The 25,599-nt window shown below is 73.2% G+C and carries 26 protein-coding genes and 1 pseudogene; 12 read left to right on the forward strand and 15 right to left on the reverse strand.

The window, feature by feature from the left end:
* The first annotated feature begins 109 nt into the window (after window positions 1–109).
* Together ACH4N1_RS16660 and ACH4N1_RS16665 are read left to right on the forward strand one after the other, a co-directional pair.
* The gene (locus ACH4N1_RS16660) at window positions 110–469 is read left to right on the forward strand and encodes a hypothetical protein (RefSeq protein WP_363089146.1); all 360 of its coding nucleotides are present in this window, start codon (window positions 110–112) and stop codon (window positions 467–469) included.
* On the forward strand, window positions 450–884 hold the full coding sequence (locus ACH4N1_RS16665; protein ID WP_398097753.1) for a hypothetical protein: 435 nt from the start codon (window positions 450–452) through the stop codon (window positions 882–884). The genes ACH4N1_RS16660 and ACH4N1_RS16665 overlap by 20 nt, the downstream gene beginning before the upstream one ends.
* A gap of 36 nt (window positions 885–920) precedes the next feature.
* On the opposite strand, the gene ACH4N1_RS16670 is transcribed toward ACH4N1_RS16665, so the two are convergent.
* From ACH4N1_RS16670 to ACH4N1_RS16680, 3 genes and pseudogenes are all read right to left on the reverse strand, one after another.
* Window positions 921–1,418 (reverse strand): GNAT family N-acetyltransferase, encoded by a 498-nt coding sequence (locus ACH4N1_RS16670; RefSeq protein ID WP_398097755.1) that lies wholly within the window; start codon window positions 1,416–1,418, stop codon window positions 921–923.
* 45 nt (window positions 1,419–1,463) lie between these two features.
* Window positions 1,464–1,682: pseudogene (locus tag ACH4N1_RS16675) on the reverse strand (sigma-70 family RNA polymerase sigma factor); the annotation flags it as partial.
* Between the two features lie 78 nt (window positions 1,683–1,760).
* Complete coding sequence (locus ACH4N1_RS16680) at window positions 1,761–2,951, reverse strand: glycerophosphodiester phosphodiesterase (RefSeq protein ID WP_398097756.1); 1,191 nt, start codon at window positions 2,949–2,951, stop codon at window positions 1,761–1,763.
* 414 nt (window positions 2,952–3,365) lie between these two features.
* Between ACH4N1_RS16680 and ACH4N1_RS16685 the strand changes: the two genes are divergently transcribed.
* On the forward strand, window positions 3,366–4,037 hold the full coding sequence (locus ACH4N1_RS16685) for a lysophospholipid acyltransferase family protein (protein ID WP_366057936.1): 672 nt from the start codon (window positions 3,366–3,368) through the stop codon (window positions 4,035–4,037).
* A 136-nt stretch (window positions 4,038–4,173) separates the two neighbouring features.
* On the opposite strand, the gene ACH4N1_RS16690 is transcribed toward ACH4N1_RS16685, so the two are convergent.
* The 4 genes from ACH4N1_RS16690 to argH all read right to left on the reverse strand — a co-directional run bounded on the left by ACH4N1_RS16690 (window position 4,174) and on the right by argH (window position 8,796).
* Complete coding sequence (locus ACH4N1_RS16690; RefSeq protein WP_398097758.1) at window positions 4,174–5,691, reverse strand: MFS transporter; 1,518 nt, start codon at window positions 5,689–5,691, stop codon at window positions 4,174–4,176.
* On the reverse strand, window positions 5,688–6,239 hold the full coding sequence (locus ACH4N1_RS16695) for a TetR/AcrR family transcriptional regulator (RefSeq protein ID WP_398097760.1): 552 nt from the start codon (window positions 6,237–6,239) through the stop codon (window positions 5,688–5,690). The genes ACH4N1_RS16690 and ACH4N1_RS16695 overlap by 4 nt, the downstream gene beginning before the upstream one ends.
* 81 nt (window positions 6,240–6,320) lie before the next feature.
* Complete coding sequence (locus ACH4N1_RS16700; protein WP_398097761.1) at window positions 6,321–7,292, reverse strand: aldo/keto reductase; 972 nt, start codon at window positions 7,290–7,292, stop codon at window positions 6,321–6,323.
* A gap of 76 nt (window positions 7,293–7,368) precedes the next feature.
* A complete protein-coding gene (argH, locus tag ACH4N1_RS16705; RefSeq protein ID WP_398097763.1) occupies window positions 7,369–8,796 on the reverse strand; it encodes an argininosuccinate lyase in 1,428 nt (475 codons plus the stop codon).
* Between the two features lie 272 nt (window positions 8,797–9,068).
* Between argH and ACH4N1_RS16710 the strand changes: the two genes are divergently transcribed.
* From ACH4N1_RS16710 to ACH4N1_RS16735, 6 genes are all read left to right on the forward strand, one after another.
* Complete coding sequence (locus tag ACH4N1_RS16710; protein ID WP_398097765.1) at window positions 9,069–9,929, forward strand: hypothetical protein; 861 nt, start codon at window positions 9,069–9,071, stop codon at window positions 9,927–9,929.
* A gap of 143 nt (window positions 9,930–10,072) precedes the next feature.
* Window positions 10,073–10,654 (forward strand): pyridoxamine 5'-phosphate oxidase family protein, encoded by a 582-nt coding sequence (locus ACH4N1_RS16715; protein WP_398097766.1) that lies wholly within the window; start codon window positions 10,073–10,075, stop codon window positions 10,652–10,654.
* A 133-nt stretch (window positions 10,655–10,787) separates the two neighbouring features.
* Window positions 10,788–11,495, forward strand: coding sequence for a L,D-transpeptidase (locus ACH4N1_RS16720; RefSeq protein WP_398097768.1), 708 nt, complete (start codon window positions 10,788–10,790; stop codon window positions 11,493–11,495).
* Between the two features lie 255 nt (window positions 11,496–11,750).
* Complete coding sequence (locus ACH4N1_RS16725) at window positions 11,751–13,133, forward strand: ferric reductase-like transmembrane domain-containing protein (protein WP_398097769.1); 1,383 nt, start codon at window positions 11,751–11,753, stop codon at window positions 13,131–13,133.
* A gap of 99 nt (window positions 13,134–13,232) precedes the next feature.
* Window positions 13,233–14,342, forward strand: coding sequence for an FMN-binding protein (locus ACH4N1_RS16730; protein ID WP_398097771.1), 1,110 nt, complete (start codon window positions 13,233–13,235; stop codon window positions 14,340–14,342).
* Window positions 14,335–15,138 carry an FAD:protein FMN transferase gene (locus ACH4N1_RS16735; RefSeq protein ID WP_398097773.1) on the forward strand — a complete coding sequence of 268 codons (804 nt, stop codon included), beginning with the start codon at window positions 14,335–14,337 and terminating at the stop codon, window positions 15,136–15,138. Before ACH4N1_RS16730 ends, ACH4N1_RS16735 begins: the two co-directional genes overlap by 8 nt.
* 228 nt (window positions 15,139–15,366) lie before the next feature.
* On the opposite strand, the gene ACH4N1_RS16740 is transcribed toward ACH4N1_RS16735, so the two are convergent.
* Genes ACH4N1_RS16740 through argC form a run of 5 tightly spaced genes read right to left on the reverse strand, consistent with a single transcriptional unit; the run spans window position 15,367 to window position 20,218 of the window.
* Window positions 15,367–15,909 (reverse strand): arginine repressor, encoded by a 543-nt coding sequence (locus tag ACH4N1_RS16740; protein ID WP_398097775.1) that lies wholly within the window; start codon window positions 15,907–15,909, stop codon window positions 15,367–15,369.
* A 7-nt stretch (window positions 15,910–15,916) separates the two neighbouring features.
* On the reverse strand, window positions 15,917–17,128 hold the full coding sequence (locus ACH4N1_RS16745; RefSeq protein WP_398097777.1) for an acetylornithine transaminase: 1,212 nt from the start codon (window positions 17,126–17,128) through the stop codon (window positions 15,917–15,919).
* Complete coding sequence (gene argB, locus ACH4N1_RS16750) at window positions 17,125–18,033, reverse strand: acetylglutamate kinase (RefSeq protein ID WP_398097779.1); 909 nt, start codon at window positions 18,031–18,033, stop codon at window positions 17,125–17,127. The genes ACH4N1_RS16745 and argB overlap by 4 nt, the downstream gene beginning before the upstream one ends.
* Window positions 18,030–19,181, reverse strand: a complete 1,152-nt coding sequence (gene argJ / locus ACH4N1_RS16755) for a bifunctional glutamate N-acetyltransferase/amino-acid acetyltransferase ArgJ (protein ID WP_398097781.1) — start codon at window positions 19,179–19,181, stop codon at window positions 18,030–18,032. Before argJ ends, argB begins: the two co-directional genes overlap by 4 nt.
* The gene (gene argC / locus ACH4N1_RS16760; protein ID WP_398097782.1) at window positions 19,178–20,218 is read right to left on the reverse strand and encodes an N-acetyl-gamma-glutamyl-phosphate reductase; all 1,041 of its coding nucleotides are present in this window, start codon (window positions 20,216–20,218) and stop codon (window positions 19,178–19,180) included. The genes argJ and argC overlap by 4 nt, the downstream gene beginning before the upstream one ends.
* A 1,087-nt stretch (window positions 20,219–21,305) precedes the next feature.
* On the opposite strand from argC, the gene ACH4N1_RS16765 reads away from it, so the two are divergent.
* Complete coding sequence (locus ACH4N1_RS16765; protein ID WP_398097935.1) at window positions 21,306–21,719, forward strand: DUF6314 family protein; 414 nt, start codon at window positions 21,306–21,308, stop codon at window positions 21,717–21,719.
* On the opposite strand, the gene ACH4N1_RS16770 is transcribed toward ACH4N1_RS16765, so the two are convergent.
* The 3 genes from ACH4N1_RS16770 to ACH4N1_RS16780 are packed head-to-tail and all read right to left on the reverse strand — an operon-like array spanning window position 21,701 to window position 24,257.
* Window positions 21,701–22,294, reverse strand: coding sequence for a histidine phosphatase family protein (locus ACH4N1_RS16770; RefSeq protein ID WP_398097784.1), 594 nt, complete (start codon window positions 22,292–22,294; stop codon window positions 21,701–21,703). The two genes, ACH4N1_RS16765 and ACH4N1_RS16770, sit on opposite strands and share 19 nt — an antisense overlap.
* 31 nt (window positions 22,295–22,325) lie before the next feature.
* Entirely contained in the window at window positions 22,326–22,784 is a 459-nt protein-coding gene (locus ACH4N1_RS16775; protein WP_398097786.1) for a GNAT family N-acetyltransferase, read from the reverse strand.
* Between the two features lie 9 nt (window positions 22,785–22,793).
* Window positions 22,794–24,257 carry a PLP-dependent aminotransferase family protein gene (locus ACH4N1_RS16780; RefSeq protein ID WP_398097788.1) on the reverse strand — a complete coding sequence of 488 codons (1,464 nt, stop codon included), beginning with the start codon at window positions 24,255–24,257 and terminating at the stop codon, window positions 22,794–22,796.
* Between ACH4N1_RS16780 and ACH4N1_RS16785 the strand changes: the two genes are divergently transcribed.
* Entirely contained in the window at window positions 24,256–25,170 is a 915-nt protein-coding gene (locus ACH4N1_RS16785) for a DMT family transporter (RefSeq protein ID WP_398097789.1), read from the forward strand. The genes ACH4N1_RS16780 and ACH4N1_RS16785 overlap by 2 nt on opposite strands.
* Before the next feature lie 135 nt (window positions 25,171–25,305).
* Window positions 25,306–25,503, forward strand: a complete 198-nt coding sequence (locus tag ACH4N1_RS16790; protein ID WP_366057916.1) for a DUF1918 domain-containing protein — start codon at window positions 25,306–25,308, stop codon at window positions 25,501–25,503.
* Window positions 25,504–25,599: the final 96 nt, after the last annotated feature.

Consider the following 25,599-nt stretch of genomic DNA (forward strand, 5'->3'; position numbering starts at 1 on the left):
GGGTCCGCCGCCGTGGCGGGTTGTGGTCAACGCCACGGCCGCCGCCGGGTCCGGCGCGCGGCGCGGGCCCGGCCGTGGGGGCCGCATACGGCCGTAATAAGGTCACTGCATGCTCGCTGCCCTGACGCTGACGACCGGTGTCGCCGCGCTGCTGCTCGCCGCCTGGTGCGGCTGGGCGGCCTACCGTGACCAGCCGACGAAGGACTGGCACTTCATCGGGATGGCCGTGGTCTCGGTGCTGGCACTGGCGCAGCTGGTCGTCGGGATCGTGCTGCTGGCGCGGGGCGAGGACCCGGCGCAGGGCACGACGATCTTCGTGGCGTACCTGCTGGGCGCGTTCGCGTGCGTCCCGGCGGCGGGGTTCATGTCGCTGGCGGAGCGGACCCGGTGGGGTTCGGTGACGGTCGCGGCCGGCGGGGTCGTGCTCGCCGTCCTGGAGGTGCGGCTCCATGACATCTGGGGAGGCTGAGGTGACGTCCGTGGAGGAGAAGCCGGCGCGGCTGATCGGCGGGCCCGGTCTGCTGCTGGTCTGGTTCTACGGCGTGATGGTGGTCGGCGCGGTGTCGCGGTCGGCGTACCAGATCGCGACGGAGTTCGACCGGGCGCCGCTCGCGTACTCGCTGTCCGCGGCGGCCGGTCTGGTGTACGGCTTCATCACGTACTCGCTGGTGCGGGGCGGCGAGACGGCCCGCAGGGCGGCGCAGGTGTGCTGCGCCGCCGAGCTGGCGGGCGTGCTGGCCGTGGGCACCTGGACCCTGGTGGACCCGGACGCCTTCCCGGACTCGACCGTGTGGTCGGACTACGGGATGGGCTATGTGTTCATCCCGGTGCTGCTGCCCCTGACCGCCCTCTTCTGGCTGCGGAAGGCGCGGCGGGCGGACTGAGCCCGGGCGGTCGGTCCGTGGGGCGGACCCGGGCGGTCAGGCCGTGGTGGCGAACTCGTCCGCCGGCTTCTCCAGGACGATCATCGGGACGCCGTCCGAGCCCTGGGAGGTGCCCACCGTGCGGTAGCCGACCCGGCGGTACAGGCGCAGGTTGCTTTCGCTGCGGTGACCGGTGAAGAGGCGGAACCTGGTGGCGCCGCGCTCGTCGGCCAGCGCCGATTCGGCCGCGCGCAGCAGCCTCGCGCCGATGCCGTGCCCCTGGAGGCGGGGGTGGACGCAGAGCCTGCCGATGGAGGCCGTGCCGTCCTCGGTGATCGTGCCGCGCACCGAGCCGACGACCTCCTCGCCGAGCCGCGCCACGTAGACGCAGTCGGAGGCCAGCTCCTGCCGGACGGAGTCGAGGGTCTGCACGAGGGGGGCGATGCGGTAGTTGCCGTACAGCGCCGCCTCACCCTGGAAGCACAGGTACTGAAGCCTGAAGATCTGCTCGGCATCCTGCTCGGTTCCCACCGAGATGGTCACGCTCATGCCCATGTGCGCACGCCTCCCGCTCACCTGATCGCCTGTGGTCCTACACTCCTATCCCCGCGCTCCATGGGCCGCAACCTCCGCTCGGAGCAGACGTCGCGGACATGCCGGACATCTGGAATGTTCCGGTCCGAGACTTCCCTGTGAGATACCCAACTCCCCCGCGATCTCGCGGTACGTGAGGTCCTGCGGCGACAGCAGGGCGTCCAGGAGCCGGGAGCACCGGTCGGGCAGCCGGTGCACGGCCTCGCGCAGCGCGCGGTGGCGTGCATGTCGTACGTCATGTGCGGCACGACGCGGCCGCCCGGGGGCGGGTCGCCCGGGCGGCCGGTTGTCACTCCGACGGGGTCAGGAGCCGTTGACGAAGTCCTCGCGGGCGAGGCGGCCCGTGTCCGGCTGGTCGGTGAAGACACCGTCGATCCCGGTGGCGAAGTACGCCTTGTACGCGCCGAACACGTCGCCGTAGGCGTCCGCGTCGGTGCCCTTGCGGAAGTTCGCGGGCAGGAAGGGGTTCTCGTTGCGCATCGTGTACGGGTGCAGGACGAGGCCGGCCGCGTGGGCGTCCTTCACCAGGGTGGTCGGCGTGGTGAGGTTGCCGGCCGCGTCCCTGGGGACGACCAGGTCCAGGGTGGGCCCGATGCCCTGGGCGTAGCCGGCGATCTCGCGCAGGCCCTCGCGGGTGACCAGGTCGGCGACCGTGCGCGGGTCGCCGGTCTCGACGAAGTCCCAGGGGCGGGTGGTGGCGCCGGAGAGCAGGACGACGAGCGGGTTGCGGACCATCCGGTCCAGGCGCTGGATGCTGGTCGGCTCGAAGGACTGGAGGATGACGGGCGCGTTCCGGCCGTCCTTGCCGTGCTTGCGCAGCAGTCCGGCGACGCGCTCCTCCAGGTTCAGGCCGAGCTTGCGGAAGTAGGTGGGGTGCTTCAGCTCGGGGTAGATCCAGACCTGCTTGCCGCGCTTGCGGGTCTGTTCGTCCTGCCAGCGCAGGACCTCCTCGAAGGTGGGGATCTCCCAGCGGCCGTTGTAGAGGGTGTTGTGGGGGCGGTTGGCGGGGATGCGCTCGGTCGCGCGGAGCGTCTTCAGCTCGGCGAGCGTGAAGTCCTCGGTGAACCAGCCGGTGGTGGAGACGCCGTCGAGGAGCTTGGTGGTCCGGCGGCCGGCGAACTCGGGGTGGCTCGCGACGTCCGTGGTGCCGCCGATCTCCGGCTCGTGGCGGCAGACGAGGTGACCGTCCTTGGTGGGGACGAGGTCGCCGGCCTCGACGATGTCGGCGCCGAGGTCGAGGGCGAGCTGGTAGGAGCCGAAGGTGTGCTCGGGCCGGTATCCGCTGGCGCCGCGGTGGCCGATGACCGTCGGCACGGGGAGACTGCGGATGCCCTTGCCGGCAGGCCGCGCCCCGGTCGCTCCCGCTGTGCCGGCGAGGCCCAGGGCCGTTCCGGCGGCGCCGAGCGCGGCGGCCGCTCCGAGGAACGCCCGCCGTCCGGTTCCACTCGGCTGGGCGTTCGGGTCCTGCGGCTCCTGCGGCTCCTGCGTCACCATGGGAATCCTCCTGCCATCGGCTCGTCCCGTGCGCGCCGATCGTAGGTGCGTGGACATGACCGCCGGGAGACCGCGATCGGAACACCCGGCTGACGGTGGATGGCGCGTGCCGTACGACGACATGACGGGGCGTCCGATTCGGTGGCGCGAGGCGGGGTACGCGACCGGTACCGGCCGAGACCGCACCCGGCCGCCGGCACGGAGGCCGTGGGGACCTCACGGGCCTCCGGGGCGCGATGTCCGTCACATCGTTCCGTCCGTGTGTCGGGCCCGCGGCGGAGCGGCCGTGCAGGTAAACGTAGGTCAACAGTGCGTAAGACCTCGGTGAACCCGATGTGCGCCGCCCCCGGCGGCGCGAGTATCGTCCTCACCTGCACAGACTCATACCGTTATCCCTTGACACCGGAGGGCCCGTTGTCCCGCTTCGCGCTCATCAAGGCAGTGCTCGGACCGATCATGCGCCTGATGTTCCGCCCCCGGGTCGAGGGCGCGGAGCACATCCCGGGCGACGGTCCGGTCATCCTGGCCGGCAACCACCTGACCTTCATCGACTCGATGATCCTGCCACTGGTCTGCGACCGGCAGGTCTTCTTCATCGGCAAGGACGAGTACGTCACCGGCGAGAGCCTCAAGGGCCGGCTGATGGCCTGGTTCTTCATCGGCGTCGGCATGATCCCGGTCGACCGCGACGGCGGCCGCGGAGGCGTGGCCGCGCTGATGACCGGGCGGCGGGTGCTGGAGGAGGGGAAGGTCTTCGGGATCTACCCCGAGGGGACCCGGTCTCCCGACGGCCGCCTGTACCGGGGGCGTACCGGCATCGCCCGTCTGACGTTGATGACGGGTGCGCCCGTCGTTCCCTTCGCGATGATCGGCACGGACAAGTTGCAGCCGGGCGGGGCGGGGATGCCCCGGCCCGGGCGGGTCACCGTGCGGTTCGGCGAGGCCATGGAGTTCTCCCGGTACGAGGGGATGGACCGGGACCGGTACGTGCTGCGCGCGGTGACGGACTCCGTGATGGCTGAGGTCATGCGGCTGTCCGGGCAGGAGTACGTGGACATGTACGCCACGAAGGCGAAGGCCGCCTGAGGACGCGCGCCCGGGCGCGGCCGCCCCGCCCGGGCGGCCGCGCCCTCGCTGCTGAGCCGCAGCCGGTACGGTTCAGCGGCCCTGCACGGTTCCGGAGCCCGGCACGGTTCAGCGGCTCGGCACGGCTCCGCGGCTCTCAGGGCCGGCTGTCCAGCCGCTGGCCCCGGAGCATGAACCACGCCGCCGTCGCCAGGAGCACCGCCGCGCCCACGCCCGCCGCGATCGTCAGGCCGTCGACGAAGGCCCCGCGCGCCGACGCCAGCAGTTCCCGGGCCGTGGCCGCGGGCAGGCCCGAGGCCGCCTCCACCGCCCCGCCCAGCGATTCGTGCGCTCCCGCGGGCGTGCCCGGCGGGGACGGGAAGCCACGGTAGACGCCCGTCACGATCGAGCCCAGGACGGCGATGCCCAGAGCCGCGCCCAGTTCGTACGCCGTCTCCGAGACCGCGGACGCCGAGCCGGCCTCCTCCTTGGGCACCGAGGACAGGATCACGTCGGCCGTGACGGTGAACGACAGGCCCGCGCCCACGCCGACGACCAGCAGGGACGCTCCCAGCAGCGGATAGCCGGTGCTCTCGTCGATCACCGTGAGGGCGGCCAGCGCCAGCCCGATCGCCGCGAGGCCGCCGGAGACGACCGCCCGGACCGAGAAGCGCCGGGCCGCGTGTCCGGCGAGCAGACCGGCGACCACCGCGCCGACCGCGGCGGGCAGTTCGGCGAGTCCTGCCTCCAACGGGCTTCTGCCCTGCACCAGTTGCAGGTACTGGGACAGGAAGAAGACCAGGCCGGACAGGCCGAGGACGGTCAGCAGGTCGGCCAGGACCGCGCCGCTGAAGCCGCGGTTGCGGAACAGGCGCATGTCCAGCAGCGGCACCGGCAGCGTCAGTTGGCGGCGGACGAAGCCGTACAGCGCCGCCGCGCCCAGCAGGGCGGCGCCGGCCGTGGCCCGGGTGAGGCCGTGGGCGGCGGCCTCCTTGACGGCGTAGACGACCGCGATCACACCGACGAGGGAGAGCACCACGCCGGCCAGGTCCCACGGGCCCGGGTCCGGGTTGCGGGACTCGGGCAGGGTCCGGATGCCGACCACGACGAGGACCGCCATCACGGGCAGGTTGATGAGGAAGACCGAGCCCCACCAGAAGTGCTCGAGGAGGAAGCCGCCGACGATCGGGCCGACCGCCGTGCCGGCGGAGGCCGTGGCGCCCCAGATGCCCACGGCCAGGCTCCGCTCGCGCGGGTCGTGGAAGAGGTTGCGGATCAGGGCGAGGGTGGCGGGCATCAGGGTCGCGCCCGCGACGCCGAGGAGCGCTCGGGCGGCGATCATCATCTCGGGTGTCGTCGCGTACGCGTTCAGCACGGATATCGCGCCGAAGGCGGTGGCGCCGACGAGCAGGACGCGCTTGCGGCCGATCCGGTCACCGAGGCTGCCCATCGAGACCAGCAGACCGGCGATGACGAAGGAGTACACGTCGCCGATCCACAGGAGCTGGGTCCCCGAGGGCTCGAGGTCCTCGCTGATGTACGGGGTCGCCAGGCCGAGGACGGTCGCGTCGACGGCCACCAGCAGCACGGCGAACACGAGGACGGAGAGCGCGAGCCAGCGGCCGGGGCGCTTCACCGCCTCGTCCGGGGTCACCGGCTGCAGCGTGCCGGTCATGCTTCCTCTCTCCTCAGCGCGCCGCCGAGCAGCAGTTCGGTGATCATGTGGGTGAAGTCGTTGCGGGCGACGCGGCCTTCCGCGACCGCCCAGGCGCCGGAGGCCAGCAGGCCGTACAGGGCCTCGGTGAGCCAGGCCGGTGTCAGGTCGATGCGGAACTCGCCGTCGGCCTGGCCGCGCCGGAACAGGGCGGCGACCCGGTCGTCGATCCTGGCCCAGCCCGCGTTCTGCTCCTCTCCCTCGAACAGCTGGTTCTCGCTGTAGAGGAAGGCCAGCAGGGCGGCCGCGGGTTCGATCTCGCGGACCACGCGGCGCACGGCCCCGCTCGCCGGGCCGTCGTCGGGGCGGGCCCGGTCCAGGGCGGCCTCGCACTCCTGGATGCCGAGCGCCTCCAGCGCCCTCACGAGCGCGTCGCGTCCGGCGAACTGCCGGTGCAGGGTGGCCCTGCTGATCCCGGCGGCCTTGGCGACCTCGTCCATGGTCGCGGTGGATCTGCGGGTCAGCAGGGCCGCGGCACTGCGCAGCACATGGTCACGATCGACAGCCATGAGACGACTCTAGCCCATGTGAGACATGAATGTCTCATCGGCGGCTTGTGCATCTCGTGAGGTGGCTCTCCGGGTGATCCCTCAGTGCCAGGGCAGTCGGCCGCGCCGCTCCCAGTAGGCGGCCGGCTCCTCCGCCAGGGCGGCGAGCCGGGCCAGGCGGTCCTCGTCGACGTCGACGACGGCCGCGTGCAGGTTGGAGGAGAGCTGCGTGGCGGTCGCGGCGCCGGACAGGACGACCCCGGCCCACGGCTGCCGCAGGATCACCGCGAGGGCGACCGCGTCACAGCCGAGGCCGGCCTCCTCGGCCACCGCCCTGAGGGCGTCCGGTGCGTGCGGCCCGGCGAGACGGCCGTTGGCCATGCCCTCCTTGACGATCACCGTGAGTCCGGCGTCGTGGGCCTCGGCGAGGGCCGGACCGGCCGAGGTCTCCAGGACGTTGTAGGTGGACTGGACGGTACGGAAGAGGGGAACGCCGTCGACCTCGACGGCGAGGGCGGCGCGGACGGCGTCGGCCTGGGCGGGACCGCTGGTGGAGAAGCCGACGGTGAGGCCCCCGGCCGCGGCCTCGGCCAGCCTGGCGTGGAGTTCCTTGTCGGTGAGGGCCGGGCTGTCCGGGGTGACCGAGTGGATCTGGTAGAGGTCGAGACGGTCACCGAGCAGGCGGGCCGTCTCGGCGCGCTGCCGCTCGTACGTCGCGAGGGTGTGGTCCTTGACCTCGTGCAGTTCGGCGTCGGTGGTCCACTCGGCGGTGTAGGTGTAGCCCCACTTGCTGCCGACGACGACGTCGGTCACGTCGGGGCGGGCCGCCAGCCAGTCGGCGAGGAACTCCTCGGAGCGGCCGTAGGAGCGGGCCGCGTCGACGTAGCGGACGCCCTGGGCGTAGGCGGCGTCGAGGAGTTCGTGGGTGCGGGCGCGCAGCGTCTCCACGCCGCGGTCGTCCCCGAGGTCGCGGTCCCGGCCGAGGTTGATGTAGCCGGGGCGGCCGACCGCGGCGAGACCCAGGCCGATGTGGCAGGTGGGGGTCGTCGCTGCGGCGAGGCGGGCGAAGGGCATCGCGGGCTCCGTTCGGTCGGCTCCGGTACGGCTGGCGACCAACGTAACCCGCGACGCCCCGATGACGGCGGAGCCGCTACTTCTTGGCGTCCGCCCACTGGTGCTGGACGGCCACGTCCGCCTTCACCTCGGCGAGCTGGACGGCGACCGCGCTGGGCGCCGTACCGCCGCGGCCGTCGCGGGAGGCGAGGGCGCCGGGGACGTTGAGGACGGAGCGGACCTCGGGGGTGAGGTGGGCGGAGATCTTCGCGAACTGCTCGTCGGTCAGCTCGTCCAGTTCCTTGCCCTCGGCCTCGGCGGCCTTCACGCACTCGCCGGCGACCTCGTGCGCCACCCGGAACGGCACGCCCTGCTTGACCAGCCACTCGGCGACGTCGGTGGCGAGGGAGAAGCCGGCCGGGGCCAGTTCCTCCATGCGCTCGCGGTGGACGGTGAGGGTGGCGACCATGCCGGTGAAGGCGGGGAGCAGGACCTCCAGCTGCTCGCAGGAGTCGAAGACGGGCTCCTTGTCCTCCTGGAGGTCGCGGTTGTACGCGAGGGGCAGGGCCTTGAGGGTGGCCAGGAGACCGGTCAGGTTGCCGATCAGACGGCCGCTCTTGCCGCGCGCCAGCTCCGCGATGTCCGGGTTCTTCTTCTGCGGCATGATCGACGAGCCCGTGGAGAACGCGTCGTGCAGGGTGACGAAGGAGAACTCCTTCGTGTTCCAGATGATGATCTCCTCGGCGATCCGGGAGAGGTTCACGCCGATCATCGCGGTGATGAAGGCGAACTCGGCGACGAAGTCGCGGGAGGCCGTGCCGTCGATCGAGTTGCCGACGCTGCCGCGCTCGAAGCCGAGGTCCGCGGCGACCGCCTCCGGGTCGAGGCCGAGCGAGGAACCGGCGAGCGCTCCCGAGCCGTACGGCGAGACGGCCGTGCGCTCGTCCCACTGGCGCAGCCGCTCCGCGTCCCGGGACAGGGGCTGCACGTGCGCGAGGACGTGGTGGGCGAAGAGGACCGGCTGGGCGTGCTGGAGGTGGGTGCGGCCGGGCATCGCCACGTCCGGGTGGGCCTCCGCCAGGCCGATCAGGGCGTCCTGGAGATCGGCGATGAGGCCGCCGATGATCCGGGCGTGGTCGCGCAGGTACATCCGGAAGAGGGTGGCGACCTGGTCGTTGCGGGAGCGTCCCGCGCGGAGCTTGCCGCCGAGGTCGGGGCCGAGGATCTCCAGCAGGCCCCGTTCCAGGGCGGTGTGGATGTCCTCGTCGGCGACGGTGCCGACCAGGGCCCCCGAGGCCACGTCCGCGGCCAGCCGGTCCAGGCCCGCGAGCATGGCCGTCAGCTCGTCGTCGGTGAGCAGGCCCGCCTTGTGGAGCACGCGCGCGTGGGCACGCGAACCGGCGATGTCGTAGGGCGCGAGCCGCCAGTCGAAGTGGACGGACGCGGACAGTTTCGCCAGGGCCTCGGCGGGTCCGTCGGCGAACCGGCCGCCCCAGAGCCGTACGTCACCACTGTTGCTGCTCACTTGCGTTGCTCCTAGAGAGGGTGTGGGCGAACTCAGGTCTTCGCAGGCCGACCGATGCTCTTCACGGGCTGACTCATGCATGAGTATGCAGACTCCTGCATGATTCGTCAATCGGGTCGGCGGCGTGTCCGGGCGCCCGGGTCCGGCCGCCCGCCGGCCTCGCGGATGTTTTTGAAACGCCTTTGAACAACGGCAACCGCTTACCCGTACTCACCGCTGGACGCAGGCGCCGCGTCCGACCCACCCGCTCCTGACCCAAGTGAGGCATCCGCATGTCCAGGGCTCTTCCGAAGTACAACAAGCGCCGTGTGGCGGTCATCGGCGGCGCCGCCGCTCTGGCACTGACCGGCGCGGTGGTCGTGAACTCCGCCCTCGCCGGGGAGACGTCCAAGGGCAACGGCACGAACGCCCGGACGCTCGCCTCGCCCGGAACGATCAGCTGCCCGGACGTGGCCTCCCGGCTGCCCGCGATCCCCGCCACCGCCAAGGCCGAGGTCGACCGCAACCTCGCCCTGCTCAACACCCAGATCGCCGAGGCCAACAAGCGCCTCGTCGACACCGTCGGCCAGGGCGGCCCCAACTTCGTCCAGAACGCCATCCTCGGCCCCCTCAAGGACAAGCGCGTCGCCACCGTCAACCGCATCGCGACCGCCATCGGCCGCACCGCCGCCAAGCCCCAGGGCCTCGACGCCCTCGCGCCCTGCGTCCTCGACGGCGCGGCTGCGGCACCCGGTCAGCAAGCCGGGAACAACGGGAACGCGGGCAACAACGGGAACGCGGGGAACAACGGGAACAACAACAACGCGGGCAACAACGGAAACGCGGGCAACGCCGGCGCCGTCGGAACGATCAGCTGCCCGGACGTGGCCTCCCGGCTGCCCGCGATCCCCGCCACCGCCAAGGCCGAGGTCGACCGCAACCTCGCCCTCCTCAACACCCAGATCGCCGAGGCCAACAAGCGCCTCGTCGACACCGTCGGCCAGGGCGGCCCCAACTTCGTCCAGAACGCCATCCTCGGCCCCCTCAAGGACAAGCGCGTCGCCACCGTCAACCGCATCGCGACCGCCATCGGCCGCACCGCCGCCAAGCCCCAGGGCCTCGACGCCCTCGCGCCCTGCACGTTGAACAAGTGACGTGACAGGCGCGGTGGCCGCCCCGGGGAACACCGGCCGGGGCGGCCGCCGCGGCGCCCGATCACCCCATCGCTCGGACGACCCGTCGCTCAGACACCACATCACTCGGACACACGAACGACTTTCCCGAATAATCGTCGGGCATGGGAAAGACCTACGAGCGCATCGACGGCAGGCTCCGCACGTTCATCGAGGAGCAGCCCCTCTTCTTCACCGCGACCGCGCCGCTGTCCGGCGACGGCATGGTGAACCTCTCCCCCAAGGGCCTCAGTGGATCGTTCGCCGTCCTCGACGAACACACCGTGGCCTACCTGGACTTCGCCGGCTCCAACGCCGAGACGATCGCGCACCTGCGGGAGAACGGCCGGATCACCCTGATGTGGTGCGCGTTCCAGGGTCCGCCGAACATCGTGCGGGTGCACGGCCGCGGCGAACCGGTCTTCCGTGGCGACCCCCGCTTCACGGACCTCCTCGCCCGCTTCCCCGACATCGACCCGGCCCGCCACGGGCTGCGGGCGGTCATCGTCGTGCACGCCGAACTGGTCCGGGACACCTGCGGGTACGCGGTGCCCTTCATGACGTACGACGAGGACCGGGATCTGCACGGGAAGCGGTTCGCGCGCGAGGACGACGAGTCGCTCAGCGCGTACTTCGCGAAGAAGGAACACGTGGCGACGAGCATGGACGGCCTCCCGGGGCTCCCGCTGCCCCTGCCTCCGGTCTGACGCGGAGGCGCGCGGCGCCGGGACGCGCGGTGCCGGGACCGGTGATCGGCCGACGGGGCGGCCGGGCGGCGGTGCCGCGCACGGTCGGCCCACCCGGCCTGCCGGGGCGGCCGCCGCCGCTTAGCGTCTGACCATGCGCCCTCGTGCCCTCGCCACCGCCCTCGCCTGTGCCTCCCTGCCGCTGCTCGGGGCGGCTCCGGGCAGCGGCGGGTCTCCTCCGCTCCCCGCGCGGATGGCGGACACGGGCGGCGGCACCCAGCTGATCACCGCCGTCGCCCCGGAGGCCGACGCCACGGCGGGCACCCTCGCCTGGTGGGACCTGCGGGGCGGCCGGTGGGTGCGGGCCGGTTCCGCACCGGCCCGGTTCGGCGCGAACGGGCTGGTCGAGGGAGCCGTGCGCCGGCAGGGCACCGGGACGACACCGACCGGGCTGTACGACCTGCCGTTCGCGTTCGGCGTCCAGGCGCCGCCCCGCGGGACGGCGTACGCCCACCGGCGCGTGCACGAGGACTCCTGGTGGTGCCAGGACAACGCGTCCCGCTCCTACAACCGGTGGAGCGAACCGCGGGCGGCCGACTGCCGTGCCGCCGAGTCCGAGCACCTGATCGGCTTCCGGACGCAGTACGCGCACGCCCTGGTGATCGGGTTCAACTACCGCGAGCCGGTGCGCGGTCGCGGGGCGGGGATCTTCCTCCACGTCAACGGGCGGGGGGCGACGGCGGGTTGTGTGTCGGTTCCGGTGGACGCGATGCGGCGGATCCTGGCGTGGGCCCGCCCGCGGGAGCGGCCGCACATCGCGATCGGGACGGACGGCGGAGCGACGGCGGTCACCCGCTACTGAACCCGGTGCCGGACCCGCTGCCGGACCCGGTGCCGAGTGCCGGTGCCGAGTGCCGGTGCCGGACCCGGTGCCGAGTGCCGGTGCCGGACCCGGTGCCGAGTGCCGAGTGCCGAGTGCCGAGTGCCGAGTGCCGAGTGCCGGTACGGACACCCGTTCCGCGGGCGCCGCCGGGCGGTGGCCGACTCGGTGCGACGCTGAACGCCGGGCGGCCCTGACCCGTATCTGTGGGCCAAGGGTCCGTACCACGGAGGAACAGTGACCACGACGATCGCCGGCGGCCGTGCCGCCCGCCGCCAGACGATGCGCCGCATCCGTCCGCGCCGCTCCCCGGCCGTCCCGCTGCTGCTCGCCGTCTGGGCGGGCGCCGCGGGTGTGCTGTGGCTGTGGTGGGACAACACCGCGTCCATCGCGGACACCAACGGAAAGATCCTCAACGCCGGCCGGATCACGGGTCTGCTCGCCGGATACCTGATGGCCCTCGTCGTCCTCCAGATGGCCCGGGTGCCCGCGCTGGAGCGCCGGGTCGGCTCGGACCGGGTCGCCCGCTGGCACGCGATGACCGGCCGCTACACGCTCAGCCTCACCTTCGCGCACGTGTTCCTCATCATGTGGGGGTACGCGCTCCAGTCCGGCAGGTCGCTCGGCGACATCGTGCAGCAGACGATCGACTCCGTGAACCAGCTGCCCGACATGGGCAAGGCGGCCATCGGCACCTCCCTGCTGGTGGTCATCGGCCTGGCGTCGATCGGCCCGGTGCGCCGCAGGATGCCGTACGACACCTGGTACCACGTCCACCTCCTGACGTACGCCGCGGTGTTCCTGACGTTCTGGCACCAGCTCACCACCGGCAACGACTTCGCCGTCGAACCCGCCGCGAAGACCGTCTGGTACGCGCTGTACGGGTCGGTCACCGCGCTGGTCGTCTGGTACCGCGTCCTCACCCCGATCCGGCTGAACCTGCGCCACCGCATGTACGTCGAGGCGGTCATCGAGGAGACGCCCGGCATCGTGTCGGTGCTGATCGGCGGGCGCAAGCTGCACCGGATCGGCGCGGAGGCCGGACAGTTCTTCCGGTGGCGGTTCATGGCGCCGGGCATGCGGTTCAGCTCCCACCCGTACTCGCTGTCGGCGGCGCCCCGCCCCGAACTGCTGCGCATCACCGTCAAGGCGATCGGCGACCACAGTTCCGCGCTGCGCGGCCTGAAGCCCGGCGTGAAGGTGTGGGCCGAGGGCCCCTACGGCGCGCTGACGGCGTCCCGGCGCAGCCGGGGCAAGGTGCTGCTGGTGGCCGGCGGCGTCGGCATCACGCCGATGCGGGCGCTGTTCGAGACGCTGCCCGGCGCGGCCGGCGACATCACGCTCCTCTACCGGGCCAACAGCACCCAGGACCTGGCGCTGTGGGACGAGCTGGCGAAGATCGCCGACGAGCGGGAGGCACGGCTGATGTACGCCGTCAACAGCCCCGACGGGGAACGCCCCGACATCTCGGCGGAGTCCCTGCAGCGCAAGCTGCCGGACATCGGGGAGCACGACGTCTTCATGTGCGGGCCGCCCGGCTTCGCCCAGAACGTGTACGAGGCACTGCGCGGTGCCGGAGTGCCCGCCCGCCGCATCCACCACGAGTCGTTCGAGATGTGAGCGAGGGACACTCCGCGACGGAGATCCGGCAACGGACACCCGGCGACGGACATCCACGGATCCGCGGCAAGCAACGGGAAGCGACGGGAATCAGGAACGATGAAGAAGAACCACCCTCTGCGGCGCGTCGTCCTCGCGGGCGCGGCCACCGTGTCCGGGATCGTGCTGCTGCTGTCACTGAAGCCGGCGTCGGACCCCGGCTCCGCCCAGGCCGCCGGCGCGGCGGCCCAGGAGGCGGCCCGGGGTGGGGCCGCTGCGGCCGCGTCCGGGGCGGTCACCGGTGACGCGGCACAGACGCAGTACGGCGCCGTGCAGGTCCGTCTGACCGTCGCCGGCGGCAGGATCACCCAGGCGGAGGCGGTCCAGGCGCCCAAGGGCGGGCAGAGCGACCGGATCACCGCCGACGCCGTACCCAAACTCAACCAGGCCGCGGTCACCGCGCAGAGCGCCGACATCGACGCCGTCTCCGGCGCCACCTTCACCAGCGAGGGCTACCAGAAGTCCCTCCAGTCGGCGATCGACAGGATGAAGGCGAGCGCGGGGGCCTCCCAGGGGGCGGCGGGCACCGCCCAGGTGTCCGGCACCTTCGACGGGGACGCCGCGCAGACGCAGTACGGGGCCGTGCAGGTGCGGATCACCGTCAGCAAGAACCAGATCACCAAGGCGGAGGCGGTCCAGGCGCCCAAGGGCGGGCAGAGCGACCGGATCACCGCCGACGCCGTACCCAAACTCAACCAGGCCGTCGTCACCCGGCAGAGCCCCGACATCGACGCCGTCTCCGGCGCCACCTACACCAGCGCCGGCTACCGGAAGTCCCTCCAGTCGGCGATCGACAAGGCCAACGCGAGCGCGGGGGCGCAGGGTTCGGGGGCCCAGCAGGGATCGAAGGCGCCGGAGGCCTCCAAGGCACCGGAGGGCTCGGGGAACGCCCAGGCGGGCGGCACCTTCACCGGGGAGGCCGCGCAGACGCAGTACGGCGCCGTGCAGGTCCGGATCACGGTCAGCGGCGGCAGGATCACCAAGGCGGAGGCGGTCCAGGCGCCCAAGGGCGGGCAGAGCGACCGGATCACCGCCGACGCCGTCCCCAAACTCAACCAGGCCGCCGTGGCCGCCGGCACCGCCGACATCGACGCCGTCTCCGGCGCCACCTACACCAGCGCCGGCTACCAGAAGTCCCTCCAGTCGGCGCTGGACCAGGCCGGTGGCTGACCCGGTGGCCGAGCCGTCGCAGACACCCGCCGTGGTGCGGCACGCCGAGGAGGTCATGGGGACCGTCTTCTCCTTCGACGTGCGCGGCGGGGAACCCGGGGCGGTGCGGGCGGCCCTCGACGAGGCGGTCGCCGGTCTGCACCGGGTGAACGAGGTGTTCAGCACCTACCGGGAGGACAGCCAGGTCTCCCGGCTGGCGCGCGGCGAGCTGACCGTCGAGGAGTGCGGCCCCGAGGTGGCCGAGGTGCTGGAACTGGGCGCCGAGGCGGAGCGGACCAGCGAGGGCTGGTTCAGCATGCGCTACCAGGACGGCCGGCTCGACCCCACCGGGATCGTCAAGGGGTGGGCGGCCGAGCGCGCGGCGCGGGTGATCGCCGCGGCGGGGGTGAGCGGGGTGAGCGTCAACGGCGGCGGCGACGTGCAGTTGCTGGGCGTGCCCGGTCCTGACCGGCCCTGGCGGGTCGGGGTGTCGGATCCGCTGCGGCCCGGCGGGCTGGCGGCGGTGGTCTCGGCGGCGGGGGCGGACGAGCTGGCGGTGGCCACGTCGGGGACGGTGGAGCGGGGGGCGCACATCATCGACCCGCGCACGGGACGGTCGGCGGTGACCGACCTGGTCGCCGTGACCGTCGTCGCGCCCCGGCTGACCTGGGCGGACTGCTGGGCCACGGCCGCCTTCGCGATGGGGTCGCGGGAGGGGCTGCGGTGGCTGGAGTCGCTCCCGGACGTGGAGGCGCTGCTGATCACGGCCGGGGACGAGGTGCGGTGCACCGGCGGGCTGGCGCGCCGGCTGGGCTGAACGCCGTTCGCACCGGCCGTCGGCCGGTGCCGGGGGCGCGGGTCGTGCGGTCCGGCGCTGCCCCGTGCCGCCCCGGGCGGCACGCGTGCCCGCGGACCGGCGGCCGGTGCCGGCACGGGTGACCGCGGTACCCCGGGGGCGCGGGGCCGTGCCGAGGTGCGGCTCCGCCGCGCGGGCGCGCCCGGCCCCCTCACCCGCGGACGAGGGAGCGGCACGACCGGCGGGGCCTCACGTGTTCTGGGCCAGCCTCAGCAAGTGGTCCGCCAGGGCCTGGCCGCCCGTCGGCTCCCGGCTGATGAGCAGCAGCGTGTCGTCGCCGGCGATCGTGCCGAGGATGTCGTGCAGTTCCGCCTGGTCGATCGCCGAGGCGAGGAACTGGGCCGCACCGGGCGGGGTGCGCAGGACCACGAGGTTCGCGGAGGCCTCCGCGGAGATGAGCAGTTCCTGCGACAGCCGCCGCATCCGCTCCTCCTTCGCCGACCCTCCCAGCGGGACCCGCGGGGTGCGGAATCCGCCCTCGCTGGGCACCGCGTAGATCAGGTCGCCGTCGTTGTTGCGGATCTTCACCGCGTTCAGCTCGTCCAGATCGCGGGAGAGCGTCGCCTGGGTGACGCTCAGCCCGTCGTCGGCGAGCAGTTTCGCCAGCTGGCTCTGCGAGCGCACGGGCTGCCGGTTGAGGATGTCCACGATCCGGCGGTGGCGGGCGGTGCGGGTCTGCGGCACGGCGGGCCCGTTGGCCGCCTGCTGCTCGTGGTCCTGCGCCTGGCTCATCGTCGTCTCATTCCCCGGATCGTCCGTCCCCGTGCACTGCCTGGAGGATGCCGGGCAGCGCTGCGAGCAGCGCGTCCGCCTCGTCGTCGCCGAGGTTCAGCGGTGGCATCAGCCGTACGACGTCGGGGGCGGGCGCGTTGACCAGGAAACCGGCCTCCTGAGCCGCCTGGCGCACCTGGGGCGCGAGCGGCTCGGTGAGCACGATACCCAGGAGGAGCCCCGCGCCCCGGACATAATCGATCAACGGGTGGCCGAGACCCTCGATTCCGCTGCGGAGCCGCTCGCTCTGCCGCTTGACGTTCTCCAGCAGCCCCTCGTTCTCGATGGTGTCGAGGACGGCGAGTCCGGCGGCGCAGGCGACGGGGTTGCCGCCGAACGTCGTGCCGTGCTGGCCGGGCCGGAGCAGTTCGGCGGCCCGGCCGAAGGCGACCGTGGCGCCGAGCGGCAGTCCGCCGCCGAGCTGCTTGGCGAGGGTGACCACGTCGGGCAGGACGCCTTCGTGGGCCTGGTACTCGAACCAGTGCCCGGTCCGGCCGATGCCGGTCTGCACCTCGTCGAGGACGAGGAGGGCCCCGGTGGCGGCGGTGATGGCGCGGGCGGCCTTGAGGTAGCCGGCGGGCGGGACGACGACGCCCAGTTCGCCCTGGATCGGCTCGAGGACGACGAGCGCGGTCTCCTCGGTGACGGCGGCGGCCAGCGCCTGCGCGTCACCGAAGGGGACGTGGGTGACGTCGCCGGGCAGCGGCAGGAAGGGGTCGCGCTTGCCGGGCTGCCCGGTGAGCGCGAGGGCGCCCATCGTACGGCCGTGGAAGGCGCCCTCGGTGGCCACGACGTGGGTGCGCCCGGTCAGCCGGCCGATCTTGAAGGCGGCCTCGTTGGCCTCGGCACCGGAGTTGCAGAAGAAGACCCTGCCCTCCCGGCCGAAGTGCCCCAGGAGCCGTTCGGCGAGGGCCACGGTCGGTTCGGCCAGGAAGAAGTTGGAGATGTGGCCGAGGGATCCGATCTGCCGGGTCACGGCCTCGACGACGGCCGGGTGGGCGTGGCCGAGGGCGTTGGTCGCGATGCCGCCGACGAAGTCGAGGTAGTTGTTGCCGTCGGCGTCCCAGAGCCGGGTGCCCTCTCCGCGGACCAGGGGCAGCAGCGGGGTGCCGTAGTTGTTCATGAGCGCGCCCTGCCAGCGCGCGGTCAGTTCCTCGTTGCCCGTGACGGCGTTGCTCATGACGACTCCCCCTCTTTCTCGTCGGGCACGACCATCGTGCCGATGCCCTCGTCGGTGAAGATCTCCAGCAGGATCGAGTGCTGGACGCGGCCGTCGATGACGCGGGCGGTGGTGACGCCGCCCCGGACGGCGTGCAGGCAGCCCTCCATCTTCGGCACCATGCCGGAGGACAACTCCGGCAGCAGCTTCTCCAGTTGGGAGGCGGTGAGGCGGCTGATCACCTCGTCGGAGTTCGGCCAGTCCTCGTAGAGGCCCTCGACGTCCGTGAGGACCATGAGGGTTTCGGCGCCCAGAGCAGCAGCGAGTGCCGCAGCCGCCGTATCAGCATTGACGTTGTAGACATGTCCGTCGTCCTGGGAGCGGGCGATCGAGGAGACGACCGGGATGCGGCCGTCGGCGAGCAGTGCCTCGATCGCGCCCGTGTCGATCGCGGTGATCTCGCCGACCCGCCCGATGTCGACCAGCTCGCCGTCGATCTCGGGCCGGTGCTTGACGGCGGTGATGGTGTGCGCGTCCTCGCCGGTGAGCCCGACGGCGAGCGGGCCGTGCTGGTTCAGCAGTCCGACCAGTTCGCGCTGGACCTGGCCGGCCAGGACCATCCGTACGACGTCCATGGCTTCTTCGGTGGTGACGCGCAGGCCGGCCTTGAACTCGCTGACGATGCCGTGCCTGTCGAGGGCGGCGCTGATCTGCGGGCCGCCGCCGTGCACGACGACGGGCCTGAGGCCGGCGTGGTGCAGGAACACCACGTCCTGGGCGAAGGCGGCCTTGAGGTCCTCGTCGATCATGGCGTTGCCGCCGAACTTGATGACGACCGTCTTGCCGTTGTGGCGGGTCAGCCAGGGAAGCGCTTCGATGAGGATCTGGGCCTTGGGCAGGGCGGTGTGTTTGCGGGTGGTGCTCATGAGGAGTACGCGCTGTTCTCGTGGACGTAGTCGGCGGTGAGGTCGTTGGTCCAGATGGTGGCGGTCTCGGTGCCGGCCGCGAGGTCCGCTGTGATGTGGACCTCGCGGTAGCGCATGTCGACCTTGTCGCGGTCCTCGCCGACGCCGCCGTTCTTGCACACCCAGACGCCGTTGATGGCGACGTTCAGCCGGTCGGGCTCGAAGGCGGCCTTGGTGGTGCCGATCGCGGAGAGCACGCGGCCCCAGTTGGGGTCCTCGCCGTGGATGGCGCACTTGAGGAGGTTGTTGCGGGCGATGGAGCGGCCCACCTCGACGGCGTCGTCCTCGCTCGCGGCGCCCACGACCTCGATCCTGATGTCCTTGCTGGCGCCCTCGGCGTCGCGGATGAGCTGCTGGCCCAGGTCGTCGCAGACGGTGCGGACGGCCTCGGCGAACTCGGCGTACTCCGGGGTGACTCCGGCGGAGCCGGAGGCGAGCAGCAGCACGGTGTCGTTGGTCGACATGCAGCCGTCGGAGTCGACGCGGTCGAAGGTGACCCGGGTGGCGGCGCGCAGCGCCCGGTCCAGGGTCCCGCCGTCCACGTCGGCGTCGGTGGTGAGGACGACGAGCATGGTGGCCAGGCCGGGGGCGAGCATGCCCGCGCCCTTGGCCATGCCGCCCACGGTCCAGCCGTCCTTCGTCACGACGGACGTCTTGTGGACGGTGTCGGTGGTCTTGATGGCGATGGCGGCCTTCTCGCCGCCGTGCTCGCTGAGCGCCTCGGCGGCCTTCTCGACCCCGGGGAGCAGCTTGTCCATCGGGAGGAGGACGCCGATCAGTCCGGTGGAGGCGACGGCGACCTCGCCGGCGCCCAGGCCGAGGACCTCGGCGGCCTTCTCGGCGGTGGCGTGCGTGTCCTGGAAGCCCTTCGGTCCCGTACAGGCGTTGGCGCCGCCGGAGTTGAGGACCACGGCGGACAGGGCACCGCTCCTGAGGACCTGCTCGGACCACAGCACCGGCGCGGCCTTGACGCGGTTGGAGGTGAAGACGCCCGCGGCGGCGCGGCGCGGCCCGGTGTTGACCACGAGGGCCAGGTCCGGGTTGCCGTTCTCCTTGATCCCGGCGGCGATGCCCGCCGCCGTGAATCCCTTGGCTGCCGTGACGCTCACGGTGCGACTCCGATCGTGGAAAGTCCCAGTGCCTCGGGGAACCCGAGGGCGATGTTCATGCTCTGGACGGCACCGCCCGCGGTGCCCTTGGTCAGGTTGTCGATGGCGCTGATCGCGATGATGCGGCCCGCCGACTCGTCGAGGGCGACCTGCACCTGAACGGCGTTGGAACCCTGGACGGACGCCGTGGCGGGCCACCGGCCCTCGGGCAGCAGGTGCACGAAGGGCTCGTCGGCGAAGGCCTTCTCGTAGGCCGCGCGCACGGACCCGGCGGTGACGCCCTCCTTGGCGGCGGCGCTGCACGTGGCGAGGATGCCGCGGGACATCGGCGCGAGGGTCGGCGTGAAGGAGACGGAGACCCGCTCCCCCGCCGCCGCGCTGAGGTTCTGGATCATCTCGGGCGTGTGCCGGTGCCCGCCGCCGACGCCGTACGGCGACATCGACCCCATGACCTCGCTGCCGAGCAGGTGCGGCTTGGCCGCCTTGCCCGCGCCGGAGGTGCCGGAGGCGGCGACGATCACGGCCTGGGTCTCGGCCAGGCCGGCGGCGTACGCCGGGAACAGGGCGAGGGAGACGGCCGTGGGGTAGCAACCGGGCACCGCGATGCGCTTGGACCCCTCCAGCGCGACGCGGCCGCCCGGCAGTTCGGGGAGGCCGTAGGGCCAGGTCCCGGCGTGCGGGGAGCCGTAGAACCGCTCCCAGTCGGCCGGGTCCGCGAGCCGGAAGTCGGCGCCCATGTCGACCACGAGGACGTCCGGGCCGAGCTGTTCGGCGACGGCGGCGGACTGTCCGTGCGGGAGGGCGAGGAAGACCACGTCATGCCGACGGCCCTGTCCGGCGAGCACCTCCGCAGTGGTCTCCTGGAGCACGCGGTCGGCGAGGGGCAGCAGGTGCGGCTGGAGGGCTCCCAGCTCCTGTCCCGCGTTGGAGTTGCCGGTGAGGGCGCCGATCTCGATCTCGGGGTGCGCGAGTAGCAGGCGCAGCAGCTCACCACCCGCATACCCGCTCGCTCCGGCCACTGCCGCACGTACCGCCATGTCCACCCTCCTCTTGGATGGCATGACTATACGTCGCTATGCACGTTTATACAATCCATCCTCCGGGAGGACGGCCGGCTCCCCGCCTCCGCCGGACGGCGGTGAGGACGCCGAGCAGCGCCACGGCCAGCAGGGACGCGCCTCCCAGGGCCGCGCCCGGCCGCAGGCCGGGCGGGTGGAAGGTGCAGGTGAGACGGGTCGAGGAGCCGTCGAGGGGCACGGCGACCAGGCCGTGGTGTCGCCGGCGGGTACGGCGGGGCCGTCGCCCGTGGCACGGCGCCACCCGGCGCTCCGGGGCGTCGCGACGACGGCGGTCCCCGTGCCGCCCTCGGGGAGTTCCGCCCGGACCGTGCCGCCGGAGACGCTCACCTCGGTGGCGCCGGTGGCCGCGAGCCGCTCGACGGCGGCGTCCAGCCGGGCGGTGTCCAGGCAGCCGACGGCTCCGTCCGGGACGGTGTCCGGCCGGTCCGGGGACAGGCCGATGCGCAGGGGTCCGGACGCCGGTACGGTGCCCAGCCGCTGCATGGCGGCGGTCCTGCTGACGGGGTCGGACCGGAACCGGCCGGTCGGAGCCCCGGCGGGGGCACCGGCCAGCCGCGCGGTGCCCGCGAACCGCGGCGCCCACAGGTACACCTCGCCGCCCGCCGGGCACGCGGCCGTGATCGTCGGCCGGCCCGCGGAGGTCCTCGCGCCGAGGGCGTCCAGGCGTACGCCCGGCCGGTCGCCCCCGACCCGGCCGGGGGCCGTCCCGTCACCGGTCCGCACGGTGAGGCGGGGCACGGTGCGGACACGGGCGCCCAGTACGCCGCGCCGGTCGCCCGGGTCGACAGGCCGTCGGCGCCGGTGACGGGGCCGCTCACGGCGAGGGTGGAGGTGGTACCGCGTGACGGGGTGCGGGTGGTGCCGGGTGGCATGGACGCTCCGCGGCTCTCCGCACACCGACCGCACATGAATGTTCGAGACATCAGACATTGATCAGCACTTCGAACGGCAAGATAGGGGGACGGTGCGCGTCAATGGGTCGCGCGGCGGCGGACGGGACGGAGGTCGGCGGGTGAGGGGCGAGTTCTGGCCGGTGCCGGACGCCATGGCGTTCCTCGCCGGACGCTGGCGGGTCGAACGGTCGGTGCGGGACCTGGCGAGCGGCGAGGCGGGGCGCTTCGAGGGCACGACGGTTTTCGGCCCGCTGGACGGCGGCGGCCTGCTGCACGAGGAGTCGGGCACGTTCGTCTGGCGGGGCGTGCCGCGGCCCGCCGGGCGGACCCTGTGCTTCCTGCCCGGGCGGGTGCCGGGCACGGCCGACGTGACGTTCGCCGACGGGCGGCCCTTCCACGACCTCGACCTGACGAGCGGGCGGCACGTGACCGACCACCCGTGCGCCGCGGACCTCTACCGGGGCGAGTTCACCGTCCGGGACGCCGGCCGCTGGCGGACGGTCTGGCGGGTGCGCGGCCCCGCGAAGGACCTGGTCCTCACCACCGACTACGCGCGCGAGGCCTGAACCGCGCTCCCCTCGAAGCGCAGGTTCCACCGTCCGCCGCGCCCGGTGACGGTGGTCGCCGACAGCGGGCGCACGTCGAGGTTCCAGTACGTCGACGGCGGCGCCTTGAGCGCGTAGACCAGGGCGGCCCGGATCACGCTCGGCTCGGCGACGGCCACGATCCGGCCGCCGTCCTCCACGGGCCGGGTGTCGAGCCAGCCGCCCACCCGGGAGATGAACGCCGGCAGCGACTCACCGCCGTGCGGAGTGGCCCGCGGGTCGGCCAGCCAGGCGTCCACCGCCTCCGGCTCCCGGGCCATCGCCTCCCCCAGGGTGAATCCGCGCCAGCGCCCCATGTCGCAGTCCCGCAGGGCGAGCTGCACGAGCGGCGCGTAGCCGAGCGCGTCGCCGGTGGCACGGCTGCGCGGGGTCGGCGAGCAGTAGCGCAGCTCGGCCGCAGCCAGCGGCAGGAGATCGCCGGCCGCCCGCTGCACCTCGTCCCAGCCCGCCTGGTCCAGCGGGCGGTCGTCCTCGAAACGCTCGGCGAGCAACGCGGAGCTGCGCGCCGCGGCGACGAACGTGACCCGGAGTGCCATGCGGTGATGGTGGGACGCGGGGGTGAGCAGGTCAAGGGCCGCCGTGTGAGAACTTCTCGAAGATCAGCGCCATCCAGCGGTCGGGCCGCTCCAGCGCCTCGAAGCCGATCTTCTCGTAGACGCCGTGCGCGTCGTGGGTGGCGAGCAGGACGCGGCGCAGGCCGTACGGGCGCAGGTGGTCCCGGACGGCCGCGACGAGCGAGGTCCCGATGCCCTTCCCCCGCACCCCGGGGTCCACGTACACGTCGCACAGCCAGGCGAAGGTCGCCAGGTCCGTCACCACGCGCGCGTAGGCGACCTGCTCCCCGGACACCGCCTGGTACACGCCGAAGTTCAGCGACCCGGCGACGGCCCGCTCCTGCTTCTCGCGCTCCCGGCCGAGCGCCCAGTAGGCGTCGGTCGACAGCCAGTGGTGCACCCGTCCGACGTCGATGCGGTCGGGGTCGGCGGAGATCTCGTAGCCCTCGGCGAGGGGCGGGGTGGAGGTCATGGGGGACCCTCACAGACGGGGTGCCCGGTGTCGAACCGTTTCCGCGAGCACCTCGTCGCGGGCCGACCGCAGCCGCCGTACCCCCTCGGCGATCTCCTCGGTCCCGGCGGCGGCCGCGAAGCTCAGGCGGACGTGCGGGGCCGGGGGTTCGGCGCTGAAGTAGGGGCGGCCGGGGGTCACGGCGACGCCCGCGCGCAGGGCCGCGGCCGTGAACGCCGGTTCCTGCGTACCGTCGGGCAGGCGCAGCCAGAGGTGGTAGCCGCCGGACGGGACGTGCGGGAGGACGAGTTCGGGCAGGTGCAGGGCGAGGGCGGTGGTCAGGGTGTCGCGCCGGGTCCGCAGCTCGGCCGCGACCGCCCGCAGATGGCGCGGCCAGGCGGGCGAGCCGACGAGTTCGAGCGCCGCCTCCTGGAGGGGGCGGGGCACGAAGAAGGTGTCGACGACCTGGATGGCACGCAGGCGTTCCAGGACCGGACCGCGGGCGGCCAGGGCGCTGACCCGGAAGCTCGGCGAGGTCGCCTTGGTGAGCGAGCCGACGTACACGACGACGCCGTCGGGGTCGTCGGCGGCGAGCGGGCGGGGCAGCGGCCCGGCGTCCTCGTGCGCGAGCCGCCGTACGAAGTCGTCCTCCACGACGAAGGCGCCCGCCTCGCGGGCGATGCGGAGCACCTCGCCGCGGCGGTCGGGGGCCAGGACGGCGCCGGTCGGGTTCTGGAACAGCGGCTGGCAGACGAAGACCCGGGCGCCGGTCGCGCGGAAGGCGTCGGCGAGCAGTTCGGGCTTGACGCCGTCGGGGTCGACGGGCACCGGCACCGGGCGCAGTCCCGCCGAGCGGGCGATCGCCAGCATGCCCGGATAGGTGGGCGACTCGACGAGCACCGGGGCGCCGGGCGGGGCCAGCGCCCGCAGGGCGGTGGTGAGCGCGGTCTGGCCGCCGGCGCTGACGAGCACCTCGGCGGCGGTGACCGCGCCGCCGACGGCGCGCGCGAACCACTCGCGCAGCTCCGGCAGACCCTCCAGGGGCGGCCGGCCCCAGGCGCCGGGGCGTCGCGCGGCCCGTGCCAGGGCGGCCGACATGGCACGCTCCGGTTGCAGGGAGGGATGCAGGTAGCCGCCGCTGAACTCGACGACGCCGGGCGGCGGAACCGCGAGGGAGACGGTCACGCCGGAGGCGTCCACCGAGCGGGGCACGAGGTCGGCGCCCTCCGCGCTCAGCGCGACCTCCTGCCAGGAGGTGTCGCCGGCCGGTGCGGACGCGGGGCGCGGCCTGGCCCGGAAGGCCCCGGCACCCGGCCGGGTCACCACCAGCCCCTCGGCGGCCAGCTGCGCGAGGGCCCGCGAGACCGTCACGGGGCTCACCCGGAACCGCTCGACGAGGGCACGACTCGACGGCAGCTTTCCACCGGGAGAGTAGCGGTCCAGCTCCCCTCGGAGGCGATCTGCCAGTTCACCGACACTGCTACGCTCATGCATGAAAACACAGAGTAGCGCTACTGCCCTCCCCGCGATAGCGGTGACCACTCCGCGGACGAGTGGCCCCGGCACCCTCCAGGCCGCTCTCGGCGTCGTCGCCTTCTCCCTCACCTTCCCCGCCACCGCCTGGGGCCTCGAGGGATTCGGCCCCTGGACGCTGGTCGCCGTGCGCAGCGTGCTGGCCGCGCTCGTCGCGGGCGGCTGCCTCCTCGCCCTGCGGGTGCCGCTGCCCGCCCGTCGGTACTGGGCCGGGCTCGCCGTGGTGGCCGCCGGGGTCGTCGTGGGCTTCCCGCTGCTCAGCACCCTCGCCCTGCGGACGTCGTCCACCGCGCACGCGGCCGTCGTGGTCGGTCTGCTGCCCCTGACGACCGCGCTGCTGTCCGCCCTGCGCTTCGGCTCCCGGCCCTCGCGGACCTTCTGGACGGCGGCGCTGGCCGGTGCCGGCGCGGTGGTCGCCTTCACCGTGCAGCAGAGCGGCGGCGCCCTCACCACCGCCGACCTGTACCTGTTCGGGGCGCTGCTGGCGTGCGCGGCCGGCTACACCGAGGGCGGCCGGCTGGCGCGGGTGATGCCGGGCTGGCAGGTCATCGGCTGGGCGCTGGTGTTCTGCCTGCCGCTCGCCGTGCCCGCCGCCGCCCTCGCCCTCGCCCACGAGCCGGTCCGGCTGACCGCGCACAGCGTGGGCGGGCTGCTGTGGGTGGCGGCGGGCTCGCAGTTCCTCGGCCTCGTCGTCTGGTACCGGGGCATGGCCGCCATCGGCATCCCCAAGGCCAGCCAGTTGCAGTTGGCCCAGCCCCTGCTCACACTGGTGTGGTCGGTGCTGCTGCTGGGCGAGCACCTCACACCCGCCGCTCCGCTGACGGCCGCGGCCGTCCTGGTCTGCATCGCCGTCACCCAGCGGGCGCGCGGCTAGGTCTCGAACGAGAGGCCCCGAGGGCGCCGCGCGCCGGTTCGGCCGGTGCCGCGCGCCGCAGATGGGAGAAGGACTCCGGGACGACTCCGGCATACACGGACCGCTGCTCCCGCACACGGTGAGGAGGCCTCACGGATGCGTGCGACCACGGGTGACCAACTTGTCCAGCACGGCAGGGTGGTCGGCCAACACGACAAGGTCGGCGAGATCGTCGAAGTGCTGGGTCAGGAGGGCAGTCCTCCCTACCGCGTCCGCTTCGCGGACGGGCACGAGGGCGTGTGCTCGCCGGGACCGGACACCGAGATCCGCCACAAGGACCAGGAACGACGGTAGCCGACGGGCCGGCCCGCGGAACACGACGGCGGGCCGGCCGGGCAGAGCACACCGGCGGGCCGGCCGGGCGAAGCACACCGGCACGCCAGGAGGGCG

Origin of the sequence: Streptomyces sp. NPDC017202 (assembly GCF_044331705.1) — a bacterium.
Taxonomy (GTDB): Bacteria; Actinomycetota; Actinomycetes; order Streptomycetales; family Streptomycetaceae; genus Streptomyces.